The sequence below is a fragment of the Pseudomonas sp. CC120222-01a genome, assembly GCF_003097235.1.
Taxonomy (GTDB): Bacteria; Pseudomonadota; Gammaproteobacteria; order Pseudomonadales; family Pseudomonadaceae; genus Aquipseudomonas.
Map to the genome: position 1 here is coordinate 73,359 of NZ_QEQQ01000009.1, position 18,232 is coordinate 91,590.

The following is an 18,232-nucleotide window of genomic DNA, read 5'->3' on the forward strand; positions in this document are numbered from 1 at the left end:
CAGACCGCGCAAGCCTTGAAGTCGCTTACTTGGCTGCTTTGATCGCCGCCGCCAGCTTCTTCGCCGCATCGGCCGGGTCGGCCTTGGGGTCGTTGATGTAGTTGGTCACCACATCGAAGAAGGCGCCCTGTACGGCCAGCGTGGTGGCCATGTTGTGCGCCATGCTCGGCTGCAGGCCGCCGGTCTTGGCGTCGGCGAGGAAGTCCTTGGCGGAGGTCTGGGCGCAGGCGTCAAAGCCGTACTTGCCCATGTCGGCAAGCATGTCGTTGCGCACCGGGATCGAGCCCTTGTTGATGCTGAAGACCTTCTGGAAGTCCTCGCCCAGGACCTTGCGGGCGATGTCCTGCTGGCCGGCAGCCGTGCCCTTGTCGTTCTGCTTGAACACCACCAGCGAGTCGATGTTGTACAGGAATGCCTTGTCAGTGCCGGGGAACGGCACGCACTGGTAATCCTTGCCGGCGGTCTTCTTGGCCAAGGTCCACTCGCTCTTGGCCCAGTCGCCCATGATCTGCATGCCGGCCTTGCCGTTGATGACCTTGGCTGCTTCGAGGTTCCAGTCCTGGCCCTTGCCGTCAGGGTCCATGTAGGTGGCGACTTTCTTGAGTTCGGCGAGCGACTTGACCATCTCGGGGCCGGTAAGGGCTTTTTCGTCCAGATCGACCAACGCTTTCTTGTAACCCTCCACCCCCATCACCGCCAGCACCACACTCTCGAAGACCGTGCTGTCCTGCCAGGGCTGGCCGCCATGGGCGAGTGGAATGAAACCGGCAGCCTTGAGCTTGTCGGCAGCGGCGTAGAATTCGTCGAGGGTGGTCGGTGCCTTGTCGATGCCGGCCTTCTTGAAGACCTCTGGGTTGATCCACAACCAGTTGATGCGGTGGATGTTGACCGGTACCGCGACATAGTCGCCGTCGTACTTCACGGTGTCAGCGACTTTCTTGTCGAGCAGCGAATCCCACTTTTCTTCCTTGGCGACGTCCTTGAGCACATCGGCGTCGAGCAGGCCGGTGGCGGCCCAGTCCTGGATGTCCGGCCCCTTGATCTGCGCGACGCCAGGCGGATTGCCCGCCACTGCGCGGCTCTTGAGCACGGTCATGGCCGTGGCGCCCCCGCCACCGGCGACAGCGCCGTCCTTCCAGGTGAAGCCGTCTTTCTCGACCTGGGCCTTGAGCACATCGACAGCCGCTTTTTCACCCCCGGAGGTCCACCAGTGGACAACTTCGACGCTGCCTTTGGATTCGGCGGCGGAGGCACTGAGCGGCAGGAGCGAGGCGAGGGAGATCGCGGCGGCGAGGCGGAGAGTGGAATTCATCGGAGTACCTTTCTTGTTGTTATGCCGGGCAAGTCGGTCGCTTGCATTGCATGGAGTCTAATCAGCGCGCCCGCATCGTCAGGTAACGAAGCGATGCGCGAATGTCATCGTTTGGTTACATAACGCGAAATGGCCGTCGCCAGGCTGGGGGCCAGTTGCAAACCCGGCAGCAGAACTGCCTGATAAGCGTGATAGAGATCCGGTTTACCCGCCCAGATGGTCGCGGCAGGCCGGTTGCCCGGGTCGAGTTCGTGGTGCCAGCTACCCGCTACCCGGTCGATGAAATGGCAGTCGATGAAGCCCCAGAAGCAACGGTACCAGCGCTCGTACTGCGCTTCGCCAGTACGGCGCAGCAAAGCCGCCGCGCTGGCACAGGCTTCGGCGTGCACCCAGTGCAGGCGCTCGCGCACTACAGGGCAATTGTCCCAGTCCAGGGTGTAGACGATGCCTTGGCTGCCATCGACGCTCCAGGCATCGCGGCAGGCACTGTCGAACAGACCACGGGCACACTCCAGCAGCCATGACGGTGCGTGCAGGCCGGCCAGTTCGCGAGCAGCTTCCAGATGCAGCAGCAGCCGCGCCCACTCGAAGGCATGGCCAGGCGTGGTGCCAAACGGTCGGAAGTGGTCGGCGGGATCATCGCGGTTGTAGTGCGGCAGTGGTTGCCAGTGCGCGTCGAAATGCTCGACGACCCAATAGTCGTTGGCTGCGGCATGAATGTGGATGATGCGCTCGGCGATGCGCAGGGCGCGATCGAGCCACAGCGTATCGCCAGTGACATCGGCCAGGGCCAGGAATGCCTCGGTGGCGTGCATGTTGCTGTTGGCGCCGCGATAGGCCTCCGCCTGCTGCCAGTCGCTGGAGAACGACTCACGCAAGGCGCCCTGTTCCTCGCTCCAGAACCGCGCTTCGAGGGTATGAATGGCATCCACCAGCAGCCCCTGAGCACCCACGGCGCCCGCAACCACTGCAGAGCTCGCAGCCAGCGCGACGAAGGCATGCAGGTAGGCGGCCTTGGTGCTGTCGCCCTGCCCTTGCGGGCGCGCGAACCAGCCACCGTGACGGGTGTCATGCAAGGCACCGCGCAAGGCGGTGACGCCGTGCTCGACCAACGGCAGGTAGCCGGGCACACCTTGCAGATGAGCCAGGGCGAAGCTGTGGGTCATGCGCGTGGTCTGCAGGGTTTCGCTGCCAGCCATGGGCTGCAGGCAACCCTCTGTATCGAGGCTGCCGAAGCCGTCAGGCAGCTGCGAAGCCCTGGCAAACGCCAGTAGGCGTTGCCCTTCTGCCTGCAGCCAAGCGGCATGCACGGTGGAGCCCAGCCAACTGCCGGGGGCCAGATCGGGGGTCTTCATGGGATAGCGCGTTCCTTGCGTGTCGTCGGGGAAGTCTAGCCAGCCGTCCTGGCCGGGATGTCACAAAGGGGGGCGGCTGTGTCACCAACTTGTGACACCGCTCAATCCGCACCTCTTGGCAGATAGAGCGTCACTCGCAAGCCACCTTCGCGCAGGTTGAGCAAGCTCACCTCGCCGCCATGGCTATGGGCAATATTGCGCGCGATGCCCAGGCCCAGCCCGTAGCCCTGTTGCTTGCCGGCCAGGCGGAAATGCGGCTCGAACACCTGCTCCATCTGCTGCTGCGGCACGCCGGGACCCTGGTCATCCACCTGCAAGGCAAAGCCCTCGGCGCTGTCGATGATGCGCAGGTGTGCCCGCTCGCCATACTTGATGGCATTGTCGATCAGGTTGCCGATACAACGGCGCAGGGCCAGTGGCTTACCCGGGTACGGTGACATGGCGCACCCTTCGACGGTAATACGGCCATCGCCCAGGTACGGCTCGGCGAGAATCTCCAGTACCTGGTTGAGGTCGACCGGCTCGATGTTTTCGTGGATGTCGGTGTCCTTCACGCACTGCAGGGCCCCTTTGACCAGCAGCTCCAGCTCGTCGAGGTCCTGGCTGAACTTGGCCTGCAGACGTTCGTCCTCGAGCAGTTCCACACGCAGGCGCAAGCGCGTGATGGGTGTGCGCAGGTCGTGGGAAATGGCGCTGAACAACTGGGAACGCTCGGTCAGGTAACGGCTGATGCGCTCGCGCATGCTGTTGAATGCCCGCCCCACTTCGACCACCTCGCTGCCGCCACCCTCGGCCACCGGCGCAACATCCGCGCCCAACGACAGTTCACGCGCAGCGCGTGCCAGGCGCTTGAGCGGCCAGCTCTGCCAGTGCACCAGCAAACCGATGAACAACAGCAACAAGGCGGTGGTCAGGACGATGAAGCCGATCTGCTGACGCGGCAGGCGTTCGGATTCGAGGCTGGTGTAGGGCTCGGGCAGCAAGGAGGCGATATACAGCCATTCGCCCTGGCCCAGGCGGATCTGGGTCACCAGCACCGGCGGGTTGAGCGGCTCCAGGGTCAGCGAGTAATGGGCCCACGAGCGCGGCAGCTCATCGAGCTTCAAGCCACTGTTGAAGATGCGCAGGTCATCGGGAGCGACGAATTCGACGGTGATTTCCATCTGCTCGCCGAGGCGTTCGTGCAGCACTTGCTGGAACACGTCGATCACCGCCTGCTTGCGTGGCGTGATGGGCAACACCGGCATGTCCAGCGGCTTGTCGTTGAGCGACACGAAAAAGCGCGTCCCCCCCATGTTGCGCAATTGATCTAGCACCATCGGCCGATAGGCCACCGGCAACGAGCGGAAGTAGCTGACGCTGGCGCTCATGGAATGGGCCAGGCTGCCGGCGCTGGCGCGCAGGCCCTGCAACTGGCTGGCACGCAGCTGGGCGACCCAGATCAGGCTCGACAGCCCCTGGGCCAACAGCACCACGAGCAAGGTCAGCAGCAGCATGCGCCCCAGCAGCGAGCGCGGCAGCAGGCGCCAGCGCCGCTCAGGAAGCGCAGCAGACATGGGCAGCCAGCAGGTAACCACTGCCACGCACGGTGCGGATCAACCGCGGCGGCTTGTCGGTGTCGCGCAGGCGCTGGCGCAGGCGGCTGACCGCCATGTCGACGATGCGGTCCAGCGGCATCGGCTCGCGGCCGCGGGTGGCGTTGCCGATGGTGTCGCGGTCAAGAATCTGCTGCGGGTGATCGAGAAACAGCTTGAGCAGGGCGAAGTCGGCACCGGACAGAATCACCTCTTCACCATCGCGGTGGAACAGGCGGTGGCTGATGGTATCCAGACGCCAGTCATCGAAGGCCAGCACGGCGCTGACCGGCGCCGCCTGGCCGAACTCGCTGCGGCGCAACAGGGCCTTGATCCGCGCCTGCAGTTCACGTGGGCTGAACGGCTTGCCCAGGTAGTCATCGGCACCCAGCTCCAAGCCGATGACGCGGTCAGCTTCATCGGAGCTGGCGGTCAGCATGATGATCGGCACCCTTGACTGGCGCGGGTGCTGGCGCACCCAGCGGCACAGGCTGAAGCCGTCTTCGTCGGGCAGCATGACGTCGAGGATCACCAGGTCGCAGGGGGTGTTTTCCAAAGCGCGGCGAAAGCCCTGGCCGTCAGCCTCGGCGTGGACCTGGAAGCCGGCCCGGCTCAGGTAGGTTTGCAGCAGTTCACGAATTTCCTGATCGTCGTCGACCATCAGGATGGACTTTCCGGCAGTGCTCAAGGTATCCCGCCCTCATTGTTGTCACAGGTCTTCGTCGCCTGCTGTTGGGGCCGCTTCGCGCCCCTTCGCGGGCACGCCCGCTCCCACATGGTCTGGCGTAGAACCTGTGGGAGCGGGCGCGCCCGCGAAGGGGCGCAAAGCGGCCCCAGTCAGTGTTCCAGCGCCTGCTGTAATGCCACCCCCGCACCCAGCAGTCCAGAAAATTCCGCAGTTACCAGCCACACCGGCACACCCGCGAAGTAACCACTCATGCAGCCCTTGTCGGCAAAGCTGGCAGCAAAACCGCTGCGCAGGAACAGCTCGGCAAAGCGTGGGATCACGCCGCCGACAATATAGACCCCACCACGCGCGCCCAGGGTCAGCACATTGTTACCGGCCACGCGCCCGAGGAATCGGCAGAACTGCTCGATCACCGCCAGCGCCCGTGGCTCGCCGCCCAGCGCCGCATCAGTGATCTGCGCCGGGGATGTGTGTCGGGGCGTGTCGCCGTCAAGCGCGCACATGGCCTGATACAAGCGCACCAGGCCACCGCCGCTGAGTACGGTCTCGGCGCTGACATGGCCGATCTGGCTGTGCATCTGCTGATGGATCGCTGCTTCGCGGACATTGCCCACCGGCAGGTCGACATGCCCGCCTTCACCCGGCAGCGCCTGCCAGTGCTGCTCGCCCAGGCGCAACAGGCTGCCGACGCCCAGGCCGGTGCCCGGGCCGATTACCAGTGCAGGCCGCGCCGGGTCCGCCTGGCCCGCGCAGACCTCACGGTACTCACCGGGTTGCAGACGGGTCATGCCCAGGGCCTGGGCAGAAAAGTCGTTGATCAACAGCAGGCGCTCGACCTGCAAGGTCTGGCAGAACGCCTTGTGGCTGAGCCGCCAGTGGTTGTTGGTGAAGCGGAATTCATCGCCATCGACCGGCCCTGCCACCGCCAGGCACACCGCCGCCAGGCCGCCACGGGCAATGCCGTGGCCTTGCAGGTAAGCCTCGATGGCCTGTTCCGGGCTGGTGTAGTCCACTGTGGCGAAGACCTTCACCTGGCACAGCTGGTTGTCACGCCACAACGCAAAGCGGGCATTGGTGCCACCGATGTCGCCAACCAGCAGGTCCTTCATTTTAGGTTCTCCAAGGCCGAGGTGAAGGCGCTCGCGCCCTGCTCTGCCGGGCTGAACGCCATGCGCATGAAGCCGAACAGCTCACGGCCGCAGCCCAGGTCGTTGCCCTGGGGCGCGGGCGGCAGGTCACGGCTGGCCAGTTCTTCTGCCGACACCGTCACCCGCAGCGTGCCTTCGACGCCATCGACCCGCACGATATCACCATCGCGCACGCGTGCCAGCGGACCACCGTCGAACGCTTCAGGGCAGACGTGGATGGCCGCCGGGATCTTGCCCGAGGCCCCCGACATGCGCCCGTCGGTCACCAGCGCGACCTTGTAGCCACGGTCCTGCAGCACGCCGAGGAACGGCGTCAGCTTGTGCAGCTCGGGCATGCCGTTGCAGCGCGGGCCCTGGAAGCGCACCACGGCCACGAAATCGCACTCCAGTTCACCGGCCTTGAAAGCGTCGGCCAGCGACTGCTGGTCATGGAACACCCGTGCTGGCGCTTCGACCACCTGATGTTCAGGCGCTACTGCCGAGACCTTCATCACGCCACGGCCAAGGTTGCCTTCCATCACCCGCAGGCCGCCTTCGGCCGAGAACGGCCGCGCCACCGGGCGCAGGATGCTCTCGTCCAGGCTTTGCTGCGGCCCTTCGCGCCACACCAGCTTGCCATTGTCGAGGAACGGCTCCTGGGTGTAGCGGCGCAGGCCGTGGCCAGCCACGGTGTTGACGTCTTCGTGCAGCAGGCCGGCGTCGAGCAGTTCACGGATCAGGAAGGCCATGCCGCCAGCGGCCTGGAAGTGGTTGATGTCGGCCTTGCCGTTGGGGTAGACGTGCGACAGGGTCGGCACCACCTCGGACAGGTCGGCCATGTCTTGCCAGGTCAGCTGGATGCCGGCCGCCTGGGCGATCGCCGGGATGTGCAGGGTGTGGTTGGTCGAGCCGCCAGTGGCGTGCAGCGCCACGATGGAGTTGACCAGTGCCTTCTCGTCGACGATCTCGCCCAGCGGCATGAAGCTGCCGCTGGCCTTGGTCATGCGCGTGACCTGTTGCGCCGCCTCGGCGGTCAGGGCATCGCGCAGCGGGGTATACGGGTTGACGAACGAGGCGCCTGGCAGGTGCAGGCCCATGACCTCCATCACCAGCTGGTTGGTGTTGGCGGTGCCGTAGAAGGTGCAGGTACCAGGGCTGTGGTAGGACTTCATTTCCGACTCCAGCAGTTCCTCGCGGCTGGCCTTGCCTTCGGCATAGCGCTGGCGCACGTCGGCTTTCTGCTTGTTGGAAATACCGGAGACCATCGGCCCGCCCGGGACGAAGATGGTCGGCAGGTGGCCGAAGCGCAACGCCCCCATCATCAGGCCGGGGACGATCTTGTCGCAGATGCCGAGCATCAACGCTGCGTCGAACATGTTGTGCGACAGCGCTACCGCAGTGGACATGGCGATCACTTCGCGGCTGGCGATCGCCAGCTCCATGCCCGGCTCACCCTGGGTCACGCCATCGCACATGGCCGGCACGCCACCGGCAAACTGGCCGACCGAGCCGACCTCGCGCAGGGCCTGCTTGATCTGGTCAGGGAAATGCAGGTACGGCTGGTGCGCCGAGAGCATGTCGTTGTAGGACGAGACGATGGCGACGTTGGCCGCGTTCATCAAGCGCAGGGTCTGCTTGTCCTCGGCGCCGCAACCGGCCACGCCATGGGCGAAGTTGGCGCACTGCAGGCTGGCACGCATGGGCCCGTCACTGGCCGCGCCACGAATCAGCTGCAGGTAGCGTTCGCGGGTGGCTCGGCTGCGTTCGATCAGCCGCTGGGTGACCTCAAGGATGCGCGGATGCATGTACTGGACTCCAGGCTAATTGTAAGGGCGGTTTACCGGGCATTTCCCCTCCAAACGATTGCGGCCTAGGCTCAAGGTAGAGGGGATCGCGATATCGGGGGAGGCACTGCGCCCAACCACTCGTTGTATGTTTAAACAAAATACTGCCATCAAAAAGGCTTGTTTTCTATCGGCAGGTGAATAATCTTGTAATTCCAACAACAAAACCGTTTCAGTGAAGCGCCTTTTTGCCACAGGTTTCACTCGGACCGCCAGAGGTACTGCCATGACCCTACGTATCGCCATCAATGGATTCGGCCGCATCGGGCGCAATGTCCTGCGCGCACTGTATACCCAAGGCTACCGCCAGGACCTGCAGGTCGTCGCCATCAACGACCTGGGTGACAGCGCGATGAACGCCCACCTGCTCAAATATGACAGCGTGCACGGCACATTCGATGCATTGGTCGAGGCCGACCATGAAAGCCTGACGGTCAATGGTGACCGTATCGCGGTCAGCGCCATCCGCAACCCGGCCGAACTGCCCTGGAAGGCCGAGGCGATCGACGTGGTGTTCGAATGCACCGGACTGTTCACCGACCGTGCCAAGGCCGCCGCGCACCTGGCCGCCGGCGCCGGCAAAGTGATCGTCTCGGCGCCGGGCAAGGGCGTCGATGCCACCGTGGTGTACGGGGTCAACCACGATATCCTGCGGGCTTCGCACCAGGTGATCTCCAACGCCTCGTGCACCACCAACTGCCTGGCACCGGTCGCCCAGGTGCTGCACCGCGAGTTCGGCATCGAACAGGGGCTCATGACCACCATCCACGCCTACACCAACGATCAGGTGCTGACCGACGTCTATCACAGCGACCCGTACCGCGCCCGCTCGGCTACCCAGTCGATGATCCCGAGCAAGACTGGCGCAGCCGAGGCCGTGGGCCTGGTGCTGCCGGAACTGGCCGGCAAGCTCACCGGCATGGCCGTGCGGGTGCCAGTGATCAACGTGTCGCTGGTCGACCTGACCGTCAACCTCAAGCGCGAGGCCACCGCCGAGCAGGTCAACCAACTGTTCCTCGAAGCCAGCCGGCACTCCAAGGTCCTCGGCTACAACGCCCTGCCGCTGGTGTCGTGCGACTTCAACCACAACCCGCTGTCGTCGATCTTCGATGCCAACCATACCCGCGCCAACGGGCGGATGCTCAAGGTATTGGCCTGGTATGACAACGAGTGGGGGTTCTCCAACCGGATGCTGGACAACTGTTTGGCCTTGGCCAACGCCCGCTGAACCTGCAGGATGGAGCTGCCTTTGTGGGAGCGGCCTTGTGTCGCGAAAGGGCTGCAAAGCAGCCCCATATTATTTGCACCGCTGCTGATGCCTGGGGGCCGCTTTGCGGCCCTTTCGCGACACGAGGCCGCTCCCACACAAAGCAAAGCGACTATCCGCCTACTCACAATCTTTACCTTTTCCTAACAATTCCAGGCTTGACCTGACCACGAGATGATAAGCATTATCATTAACCTTTCGTCGGCCAGGTCACCCCGTGAGTCAGTCCCGGTTCAACTCCGTCTTCCTCGTCCAGCGCCTTTCCCTGCTGCGCACCCTGCAACGCATGGTAGGCAACCCCAGCACCGCCGAGGACCTGCTGCAGGAAACCTACCTGCGGGTGTCCCGCGCCTTGGGCGAACGGCCCATCGAACACCTCGAGCCCTTCGTGTTCCAGACCGCCCGCAACCTCGCCCTGGACCACCTGCGCACGCGGCGGGTGCAGTCGCGCATGCTGGTCGACGATGTGCCCGACGAGGTGCTGCACAATGTCGCCTCCCCGCTGGGCAGCAGCGAGGACGCCGCCCACGCCGAACAACTGCTCAAGCACCTGAGCGTCAGCCTCAACCAGCTGACCGAGCGCCAGCAGCGTATTTTCATCCTCAGCCGCCTGCATGGCGCCAGCTACCTGGAAATTGCCGAGCAACTGCAGGTCTCGGCCAGCACGGTACAGAAGGAACTGAAACTGATCATGGCGATCTGCATGGGCGTGGCCGACCGTCTCAAATGAGCCGACCGCAGGCGTGCCAAATGCGGCATGGCGCTTGCCATGCTTCGCCCAAGCCTTGATCATTCGCAAAAATACCTGCAAGGACCCACCGTGACCGACAGCCCCGTCACTCGCCCGCCAGCCACCGGGCCCGACGCCCGCGCCCGTGCGCTGGACGAGGCGCTGGACTGGCTCGTTCGCCTGCAGTGCGCCAGCGAAGCCGACACCCTCGCTTTCGAGCAATGGCTCAGCGCAGCCCCCGAAAACGCCGAGGCCTATGTCGAGGCCGAAGCCTTGTGGAACGGCACCCCGCTGCGCCAGGCCGCCATGCACATGCACCAGCACCAGCGCCGCTCGCTGCGCGGTCGCCTGCGCGCGCACTGGAAACCACTGGCGACCGCCGCCGTGCTGCTGGTCGGGCTGTTTACCTTCGGCAACCTGCCGGTGCGCCTGCAGGCAGACCACCTGACGGTGGTTGGTGAACGCCAGCGCCTGGAGCTGGATGACGGCGCCAAGGTCCTGCTCAACACCAATTCCGCCTTCGCCAGCGATCAACAAGGTGGCCGTCAGGTCGCACGCCTGCTGCAAGGCGAGGCGTACTTCCAGGTGCCCGGTGGCGCCCAGTTGCCGCTGGAAGTGCAGGCAGGCCCCGTGCGTGCACAGGTGCGCGACACCGATTTCGCCGTGCGCTACCTTGACGGCGAGGCACAGGTTCGCGTGCAGCGCGGCGACGTCGACCTGCAGGGGACCCTCGACCAGCGCATCCGCCTCAGTGCCGGCGACAGCATCAGTGTCGGCCCGCAGGGCTTCGGCCAGCGCCAGCGCCCGGACATGCACAAGGACCTGGCCTGGGTCGACGGCCGCCTGGTGTTCGAGAATTGCCCGTTGAGCCAGGTGCTGGCCGAAGTGCGGCGCTATTACCCCGGCTGGATCATCAACCGCAACGATCACCTCGGCGACATGGCGGTCACCGGCAACTACCGCCTCGACCAGCCGCTGGAAACGCTACGCGCCCTGGCCCACATCACCTCGGCACAGCTGCACGAATTCCCTGCAGTGGTGATCATCAACTGACCTGTAAGTTTTTTTACGCGATCGCGTAGCCCCGCCCGTCTCGTTATAGCCAATGCAACTGATTCTTGTTTCAAAGCAAGAACGGTCATCACCTATAACAGTTCGCGCGTCAGGGAGCGCTTTCGATGTCCACAGGTCCATCTCGCCCGTCCACCCTTCCCCGCCGTACCGGCCAGCTGTCGCTGCTGACACTGGCTCTGCTCGCCAGCGGTGCCTGCAGCCTGCCGGCGCTGGCCGCCGAACCGGCCCAGGCCAGCAGCCCGCGCATGGGCGACTACCGCTTCAGCATCGCCCAGCAGCCGCTGGTCGAAGCGATCAATGCCTTCAGCAAGGTCACTGGCTGGCAAGTCGGCTTCAGCGCCGAACTGGCCGACGGCGTGGCATCGCCGGGTGTACAGGGTTCGCTGGCGCCGGAAGCCGCACTCAAGCGCCTGCTCCAGGGCACCGGCCTGGGCTTCCGCAAGATCAGCAACGGCAACGTGGTGCTCGAACGCCAGTCGGCGGGCAACGTCATTGCACTGCAGCAGATGACCGTCAGCGCCACCCGCAGCGCCCAGGACGTGAGCCAGGTGCCGAGCACCGTGAGCGTGCAAACCCGCGAGCAACTGGACCGGCAGAACGTCAACAATATCCAGGAACTGGTGCGTTACGAACCGGGTGTGTCGGTGGGGGGCACCGGTCAGCGCAGTGGCCTGAACGGCTACAACATTCGCGGTATCGACGGTGAGCGTGTGCTCACCCAGGTCGATGGCGTGTCGATCCCCGACAGCTTCTTCTACGGCCCTTACGCCCAGACCCAGCGCAACTACGTCGACCCCGAAATCGTCAAGCGCGTGGAGATTCTCCGCGGCCCGGCTTCGGTGCTGTACGGCAGCAATGCCATCGGCGGCGCGGTGAGCTACTTCACCCTCGACCCGGACGACATCATCAAGCCTGGCAAAGATGTGGGCGCACGCCTGAAGACCGGCTACAGCTCGGCCGATGAGAGCTGGCTGACCTCGGCTACCGTGGCTGGCCGCACGGGTGATTTCGACGGCCTGCTGCACCTGAGCCAGCGCAACGGTCACGAGACCGAATCCTACGGTAGCCACGGCGGCACCGGCCTGTCGCGCACCGAGGCCAACCCGGAAGACGTGCGCACCACCAACGTGCTGGCCAAGCTCGGCTGGAACTACGCCGACGATGCCCGCCTGGGGCTGACCTACGAGCGTTACAAGGATGACCGCGACCAGAACATCCTCAGCGCCGTCGGGGGCCCGTTCACCAACGGCACCGGCCTGGGCATGTACCGCAGCCGCACCGGCAACGACACCGTGACCCGCGAACGCTTCGGCATCAACCATGAGTTCGGCCTGGATTCGCTGGTCGCCGACCACATCAAATGGAGCCTGAACTACCAGGTGGCCAAGACCGACCAGAGCACCGAGGAAGTCTACTTCCCGTTCAGCCGCACCGTGCTGCGCACCCGCGACACCACCTACAAGGACCGCCAGTGGGTGTTCGACGCCCAGCTGGACAAGGCCTTCAGCATCGGCACCACCGACCACCTGCTGACCTACGGCACCACCCTCAAGCACGAGAAGGTCACCGGTTCGCGCAGTGGCACCGGCACCTGCCTGGCAGTCGGTGGCACCTGCCGCGCCATCGGCCAGGTCAGCACCAGCGATGCCCAGGCGCTGGTCAGCGACTTCCCGGACCCGACCGTGAACACCTACAGCCTGTTCGTGCAGGATGAAATCCGCTGGAACAACTGGACCTTCATGCCCGGCGCGCGCTACGACTACACACGCATGGAGCCGAAGTTCACCGAGGAGTTCCTGCGTGGCATCCAGGGCTCAGGCACCGCCCCGAGCAGCCTCGACGACTCGGACAAGAAGTGGCACCGCGTCTCGCCCAAGTTCGGCCTGACCTACGCCTTCAACGACAACTACACCTGGTACGGCCAGTACGCCGAAGGCTTCCGCACCCCGACGGCCAAGTCGATGTACGGGCGCTTTGAAAACCCGACCTTGGGCTACAGCGTGCAGGGCAACCCCGGGCTCGAACCGGAAAAGAGCAAGAGCTACGAAACCGGCCTGCGCGGCAACTTTGACGCCGGTAACTTCGACGTGGCGGTGTTCTACAACAAGTACCGCGACTTCATCGACGAAGATGCCGTGCAGTCGGCCAACCTGGAAACCACGTTCCAGGCCAACAACATCAAGCACGCCACCATCAAGGGCGCCGAGATCAAGGGCCGCCTGAACCTCGACCACTTCGGTGCGCCGCAGGGGCTGTACACCCAGGGCTCGATCGCCTACGCCTATGGCCGCAACGATGACAACGGCCAGCCGCTGAACAGCGTCAACCCACTGACCGGCGTGTTCGGCCTGGGTTACGAGCAGCCGAACTATGGTGGCCTGCTGAGCTGGACCCTGGTCAAGCGCAAGACCCGTGTCGACGACACCACGTTCTTTGCGCCGGACGGCCAGAGTTCGCAATTCCGCACCCCGGGCTACGGCGTACTGGACCTGAGCGGCTTCTACAAGGTGACCGACGACGTCACCGTCAACGCCGGGCTGTACAACCTGACCGACAAGAAATACTGGCAGTGGGATTCGGTGCGTGGCTACGACGGCCAGGGTGAAGCTGGCGTGACCCAGCCGGCCAACCTCGACCGCCTGACCATGCCGGGGCGCAACTTCGCCGTCAATGTGGTGTGGGATATCTGACTGTAGGAGCGGCCTTGTGTCGCGAAAGGGCTGCGCAGCAGCCCCAGATGATTCCGTAGCACTGCAAGACCCTGGGGCCGCTTTGCGGCCCTTTCGCGACACAAGGCCGCTCCTACAAGAGCCTGTCATCGCGAAACACCACAAAATCCCAGTTTTTTTACTGTCCCCGCCCCGCTGTTTCGTCTTGTCACTAGACGCCCTCATTTACCAAGGACACCCCTATGACCGACCGCCCAGCCCTGCGCTCGCAACGCCTGAACCAGGCCACCCACGCTCCGCACAGTGAGCTCGACGCCCTGGTCAAATCCCACGCGCCATTCGACAGCCGCGAAAGCTTCGCCCGCTTCGTCGTCGCCCAATACCTGTTCCAGGCCGAACTGCAGGCCCTGTACAACGACCCGCAACTGATCGCCATCGTCCCTGACCTGGCCGAGCGCTGCCGCGCCGATCAAGCCCGCCTGGACCTCGCCGACCTGAACACCGAAGTCCCGGCCGCCGTGCCCGGCGCCCTGCACAATCCGACCCTGGGTGAAGCCATGGGCTGGATCTTCGTCTCGGAAGGCTCCAAACTTGGCGCTGCGTTTCTGATCAAGCGTGCCGTGGCGCTGGAATTGTCCGACAGTTTCGGTGCCCGCCACCTCGGCGAGCCGGCCGGTGGCCGTGCCGAAGGCTGGAAGCAGTTCACCCGTATCCTTGATGGCCTGGAGTTGTCGCCCGAGGAAGACGCCGCCGCCGAGCGTGCGGCGGTTGCCGCCTTCGAGCGCTTCACCGAACTGCTCAAGCATGCCTACGCCGCCGACGCCGCGCTGGCCTGAGACGCATCAACCGGCCACCTCTCCGGTGGCCGGACGTTTTTTGCAGTGAGACCATGACCCGACCCGCCCGCTCGAAACTGTCCCGCCTGCTGTATGGCATCCTGGCTTACGTAAGCTTGGGGATAGGCCTGGTCGCCATCGTCATCCCCGGCCTGCCGACCACCGAGTTCATCCTGCTGGCTGCCTGGGCCGCGACGCGCAGTTCGCCGCGCCTGTCTGCCTGGCTGGAGAACCATCGGCTGTTCGGGCCGATCCTGTACAACTGGCGCAACGGCAAGGTGATCCAGCGTCGTGCCAAGGTCAGCGCCACCGTCAGCATGCTGCTTTGTGCATGCCTGATGCTGGTCTTCCTCGAGCACCACTGGCCGGTGTTTCTGGCGATTGCCGGCATGACCCTGGGCAACCTGTGGATCTGGTCGCGCCCCGAACAGCCCTGCCCCGCTGCCTCACAAGCTCAACAGCCCTGAATAGAGCAGGTAGGCAGCCAGTGCCGCCCCCGCCAGCACTGCCGCGAAAATCAGCTTCTCCCAGGTGGTGAACAGCGTCTGCCCTTGCTCGTGCTTGGCCCGGGCAAAGAGGATCACCCCTGGGGCATAAAGCAATGCCGACAGTAGCAGGTACTTGAGGCCGCCCGCGTACAGCAGCCACACCGCATACAGCAGCGCCAGCGCGGCCACCAGCAGGTCCTTGCGCCGCAGCCCTGCCTGCCCTTCGTAGCTTTCCCCGCGCCAGGCCAGCAGCACGGCATAGGCCGCCGACCACAGGTACGGCACCAGGATCATCGATGATGCCAGGTAGATCAGGCTGGTGTAGGTGCCCTCTGAAACCAGCGTGATCAGCAGGAAGCCCTGGATCATGCAGTTGGTCAGCCACAGGGCGTTGGCCGGCACGTGGTTGACGTTCTCCTTGGCCAGGAAGCGCGGCATGGTCTTGTCACGCGCTGTGGCATAGAGGATCTCGGCACACAACAGTGCCCACGAGAGCAAGGCACCCAGCAACGAGACCGCCAGGCCAATGCTGATCAGCAAGGCCCCCCAAGGGCCGACGATATGCTCCAGCACCGAGGCCAGCGACGGGTTCTGCAATCCGGCCAGCTCCGGCTGGGTCATCACCCCCAGCGACAGCACGTTGACCAGCACCAGCAGTGCCAGCACGCCGAGAAAACCGATCACCGTGGCTTTGCCGACATCGGAGCGGCGCTGCGCCCGCCCGGAATACACGCTGGCGCCCTCGATACCGATGAACACGAACACCGTGACCAGCATCATGTTGCGTACCTGGTCCAGCACATTGCCGAACTGCGGGTTGCTCAGGCCCCAGATATCACGGGTGAAGATATCGGCACGGAAGGCAAAGGCGGCGATGACCACGAAGATCAGCAATGGCACCACCTTGGCCACGGTGGTCACCTGGTTGATGAACGCCGCTTCCTTGATGCCACGCAGCACCAAAAAGTGCACCGCCCACAGCAGTAACGAAGCGCAGCCGATGGCAATCGGCGTGTTGCCTTCGCCAAACACCGGGAAGTAGAAGCCCAGGGTGCTGAACAGCAGCACGAAGTAACCCACGTTGCCCAGCCAGGCGCTGATCCAGTAACCCCAGGCGGATGAGAACCCCATGTACTCGCCGAAGCCGGCCTTGGCGTAGGCGTACACCCCAGAGTCCAGCTCGGGCTTGCGGTTGGCCAGGGTCTGGAACACGAAGGCCAGCGCCAGCATGCCTACCGCCGTGATTGCCCAGCCGATCAGCACAGCGCCGACATCGGCACGGGCGGCCATGTTCTGTGGCAGCGAGAAGATGCCGCCACCAATCATCGAGCCCACCACCAGGGCAATCAATGCACCCAGTCGCAGCTTTTGTCCCGGTTCGCTCATGGGGCTTCCTTTTTTCCGTGCTGTCATGTGTTTGCAACAGCCATGGGCGCCATATAAATGCTGTTACTTATATGGCCAAAGCCATTAAACCTATAGCATTAATAACCATAATGTCTATCGCCACATCCCTGTAAAAACTAGCAGCTGCCAAGCAACTAGAAAAGAATCTGATAAAACTCGAAATTCTTGTCAAAAATTTGCGAAAGCGGCAAAAGCGGCTAGTTTCAGTGTTCGCAGGCCAAACAGAGCGTTTGCTCTAGTAGGACATGGAGGTGCCAGCGCGCAAGGCCTGCAGCAGAGCTGTCGGCACTCTCCAGGAGTAACGTGTGGGAAATTTCCTACCCTCACGTCGCGATGACATGACCTGAGTCAGCTCATCGCACAGGCGTCAGATTTATTCTGTCGTCAACTTTCTCCTGGCAGGAGTTGTTAAATGTCTGATTCATCCGGAAAACTAAAACTCGGCGCGTTAGTTGCCCTCGTAGTCGGTTCGATGATTGGCGGCGGAATCTTCTCGCTGCCGCAAAACATGGCCGCCAGTGCAGGGGTTGGTGCGGTACTGATTGGCTGGGCGATCACTGCGGTCGGCATGCTGACCCTGGCGTTCGTGTTCCAGACCCTGGCCAACCGCAAGCCTGACCTGGACGGCGGCGTATACGCCTACGCCAAGGCCGGCTTCGGCGACTACATGGGCTTTTCTTCAGCCTGGGGCTACTGGATCAGTGCCTGGCTGGGCAACGTCGGTTACTTCGTGCTGCTGTTCAGCACCCTCGGTTACTTCTTCCCGATCTTCGGTGAAGGCAACACCCCGGCGGCGATCATCGGTGCCTCGGTGCTGCTCTGGGCCGTTCACTTCCTGGTACTGCGTGGCATCAAGGAAGCGGCGTTCATCAACCTGGTCACCACCGTGGCCAAGGTCGTGCCGCTGGTGCTGTTCGCCCTGATCTGCCTGTTCGCCTTCAAGCTCGACATCTTCACCGCCGACATCTGGGCGGTGGGCACGCCAGACCTGGGCAGCGTGATGAACCAGGTGCGCAACATGATGCTGGTCACCGTGTGGGTGTTCATCGGCATCGAGGGCGCCAGCATCTTCTCGTCCCGGGCGGAAAAACGCTCCGACGTCGGTAAGGCCACGGTCATCGGCTTCGTCACCGTGCTGCTGTTCCTGGTCCTGGTCAACGTGCTGTCGCTGGGCATCATGACCCAACCGGAACTGGCCAAGCTGCAGAACCCGTCGATGGCCGCCGTGCTTGAGCACGTGGTCGGTCACTGGGGCGCGGTGCTGATCAGCGTCGGCCTGATCATCTCGCTGCTCGGGGCCCTGCTGTCGTGGGTGCTGCTGTGCGCCGAGATCATGTTCGCCGCCGCCAAGGACCACACCATGCCGGAGTTCCTGCGCCGCGAGAACGCCAACCATGTGCCGGCCAACGCCCTGTGGCTGACCAACGCCATGGTGCAGATCTTCCTGGTCATCACCCTGTTCTCCAGCAGTACCTACCTGTCGCTGATCTACCTCGCCACCTCGATGATCCTGGTGCCTTACCTGTGGTCGGCTGGCTATGCCTTCCTGCTGGCACTGCGCAGCGAAACCTACGAGCAGGCCCTTGCCGAGCGGCAGAAGGACCTGATCATCGGCGGCATCGCGCTGTTATACGCCATCTGGCTGCTGTATGCCGGCGGCGTGAAATACCTGCTGCTCTCGGCCCTGCTCTATGCCCCTGGCGTGATCCTGTTCGCCAAGGCCAAGCGTGAAGTAGGCCAACCGATCTTCACCAACGTGGAAAAACTGATCTTCGCAGCCGTGGTCATCGGCGCCCTGGTGGCAGCCTTCGGCCTGTATGACGGCTTCCTGACCCTTTGACCCACGTCTTCGTTCAATTGG

At 63.8% G+C, this 18,232-nt stretch carries 14 protein-coding genes; 7 read left to right on the forward strand and 7 right to left on the reverse strand.

Annotation, left to right across the window (positions count from 1 at the left end; translation table 11 throughout):
• Positions 1-25: 25 nt before the first annotated feature.
• From N430_RS13645 to edd, 6 genes are all read right to left on the reverse strand, one after another.
• Complete coding sequence (locus tag N430_RS13645; RefSeq protein ID WP_110637377.1) at positions 26-1,312, reverse strand: ABC transporter substrate-binding protein; 1,287 nt, start codon at positions 1,310-1,312, stop codon at positions 26-28.
• Between the two features lie 104 nt (positions 1,313-1,416).
• On the reverse strand, positions 1,417-2,667 hold the full coding sequence (locus tag N430_RS13650; RefSeq protein ID WP_110637379.1) for an AGE family epimerase/isomerase: 1,251 nt from the start codon (positions 2,665-2,667) through the stop codon (positions 1,417-1,419).
• Positions 2,668-2,768: 101 nt separating this feature from the next.
• Positions 2,769-4,223: an ATP-binding protein gene (locus N430_RS13655; RefSeq protein WP_110637381.1), complete on the reverse strand. Its 1,455-nt coding sequence runs from the start codon at positions 4,221-4,223 to the stop codon at positions 2,769-2,771.
• On the reverse strand, positions 4,204-4,929 hold the full coding sequence (gene gltR, locus N430_RS13660; protein ID WP_110637383.1) for a two-component system response regulator GltR: 726 nt from the start codon (positions 4,927-4,929) through the stop codon (positions 4,204-4,206). Before gltR ends, N430_RS13655 begins: the two co-directional genes overlap by 20 nt.
• Positions 4,930-5,078: 149 nt before the next feature.
• Positions 5,079-6,038 carry a glucokinase gene (locus N430_RS13665; RefSeq protein ID WP_110637385.1) on the reverse strand — a complete coding sequence of 320 codons (960 nt, stop codon included), beginning with the start codon at positions 6,036-6,038 and terminating at the stop codon, positions 5,079-5,081.
• Positions 6,035-7,861, reverse strand: a complete 1,827-nt coding sequence (edd, locus tag N430_RS13670) for a phosphogluconate dehydratase (protein ID WP_110637387.1) — start codon at positions 7,859-7,861, stop codon at positions 6,035-6,037. The genes N430_RS13665 and edd overlap by 4 nt, the downstream gene beginning before the upstream one ends.
• A gap of 265 nt (positions 7,862-8,126) precedes the next feature.
• Between edd and gap the strand changes: the two genes are divergently transcribed.
• The 6 genes from gap (at position 8,127) to N430_RS13700 (ending at position 14,943) form a co-directional block, all read left to right on the forward strand.
• Complete coding sequence (gap, locus tag N430_RS13675; RefSeq protein WP_110637389.1) at positions 8,127-9,128, forward strand: type I glyceraldehyde-3-phosphate dehydrogenase; 1,002 nt, start codon at positions 8,127-8,129, stop codon at positions 9,126-9,128.
• Positions 9,129-9,384: 256 nt separating this feature from the next.
• A complete protein-coding gene (locus N430_RS13680) occupies positions 9,385-9,897 on the forward strand; it encodes an RNA polymerase sigma factor (protein ID WP_085673511.1) in 513 nt (170 codons plus the stop codon).
• Between the two features lie 90 nt (positions 9,898-9,987).
• Positions 9,988-10,950: a FecR domain-containing protein gene (locus N430_RS13685; protein WP_110637524.1), complete on the forward strand. Its 963-nt coding sequence runs from the start codon at positions 9,988-9,990 to the stop codon at positions 10,948-10,950.
• Positions 10,951-11,075: 125 nt separating this feature from the next.
• Positions 11,076-13,661 (forward strand): TonB-dependent receptor, encoded by a 2,586-nt coding sequence (locus N430_RS13690; RefSeq protein ID WP_110637391.1) that lies wholly within the window; start codon positions 11,076-11,078, stop codon positions 13,659-13,661.
• A 221-nt stretch (positions 13,662-13,882) separates the two neighbouring features.
• Positions 13,883-14,476 (forward strand): biliverdin-producing heme oxygenase, encoded by a 594-nt coding sequence (locus N430_RS13695; protein WP_110637393.1) that lies wholly within the window; start codon positions 13,883-13,885, stop codon positions 14,474-14,476.
• A gap of 53 nt (positions 14,477-14,529) precedes the next feature.
• Complete coding sequence (locus tag N430_RS13700; RefSeq protein ID WP_110637395.1) at positions 14,530-14,943, forward strand: YbaN family protein; 414 nt, start codon at positions 14,530-14,532, stop codon at positions 14,941-14,943.
• Here N430_RS13700 and arcD (N430_RS13705) read toward each other — a convergent pair.
• The gene (gene arcD, locus N430_RS13705; RefSeq protein WP_110637397.1) at positions 14,923-16,350 is read right to left on the reverse strand and encodes an arginine-ornithine antiporter; all 1,428 of its coding nucleotides are present in this window, start codon (positions 16,348-16,350) and stop codon (positions 14,923-14,925) included. The genes N430_RS13700 and arcD (N430_RS13705) overlap by 21 nt on opposite strands.
• A 433-nt stretch (positions 16,351-16,783) precedes the next feature.
• Between arcD (N430_RS13705) and arcD (N430_RS13710) the strand changes: the two genes are divergently transcribed.
• Complete coding sequence (gene arcD / locus N430_RS13710; protein ID WP_110637399.1) at positions 16,784-18,211, forward strand: arginine-ornithine antiporter; 1,428 nt, start codon at positions 16,784-16,786, stop codon at positions 18,209-18,211.
• Positions 18,212-18,232 lie beyond the last annotated feature (21 nt).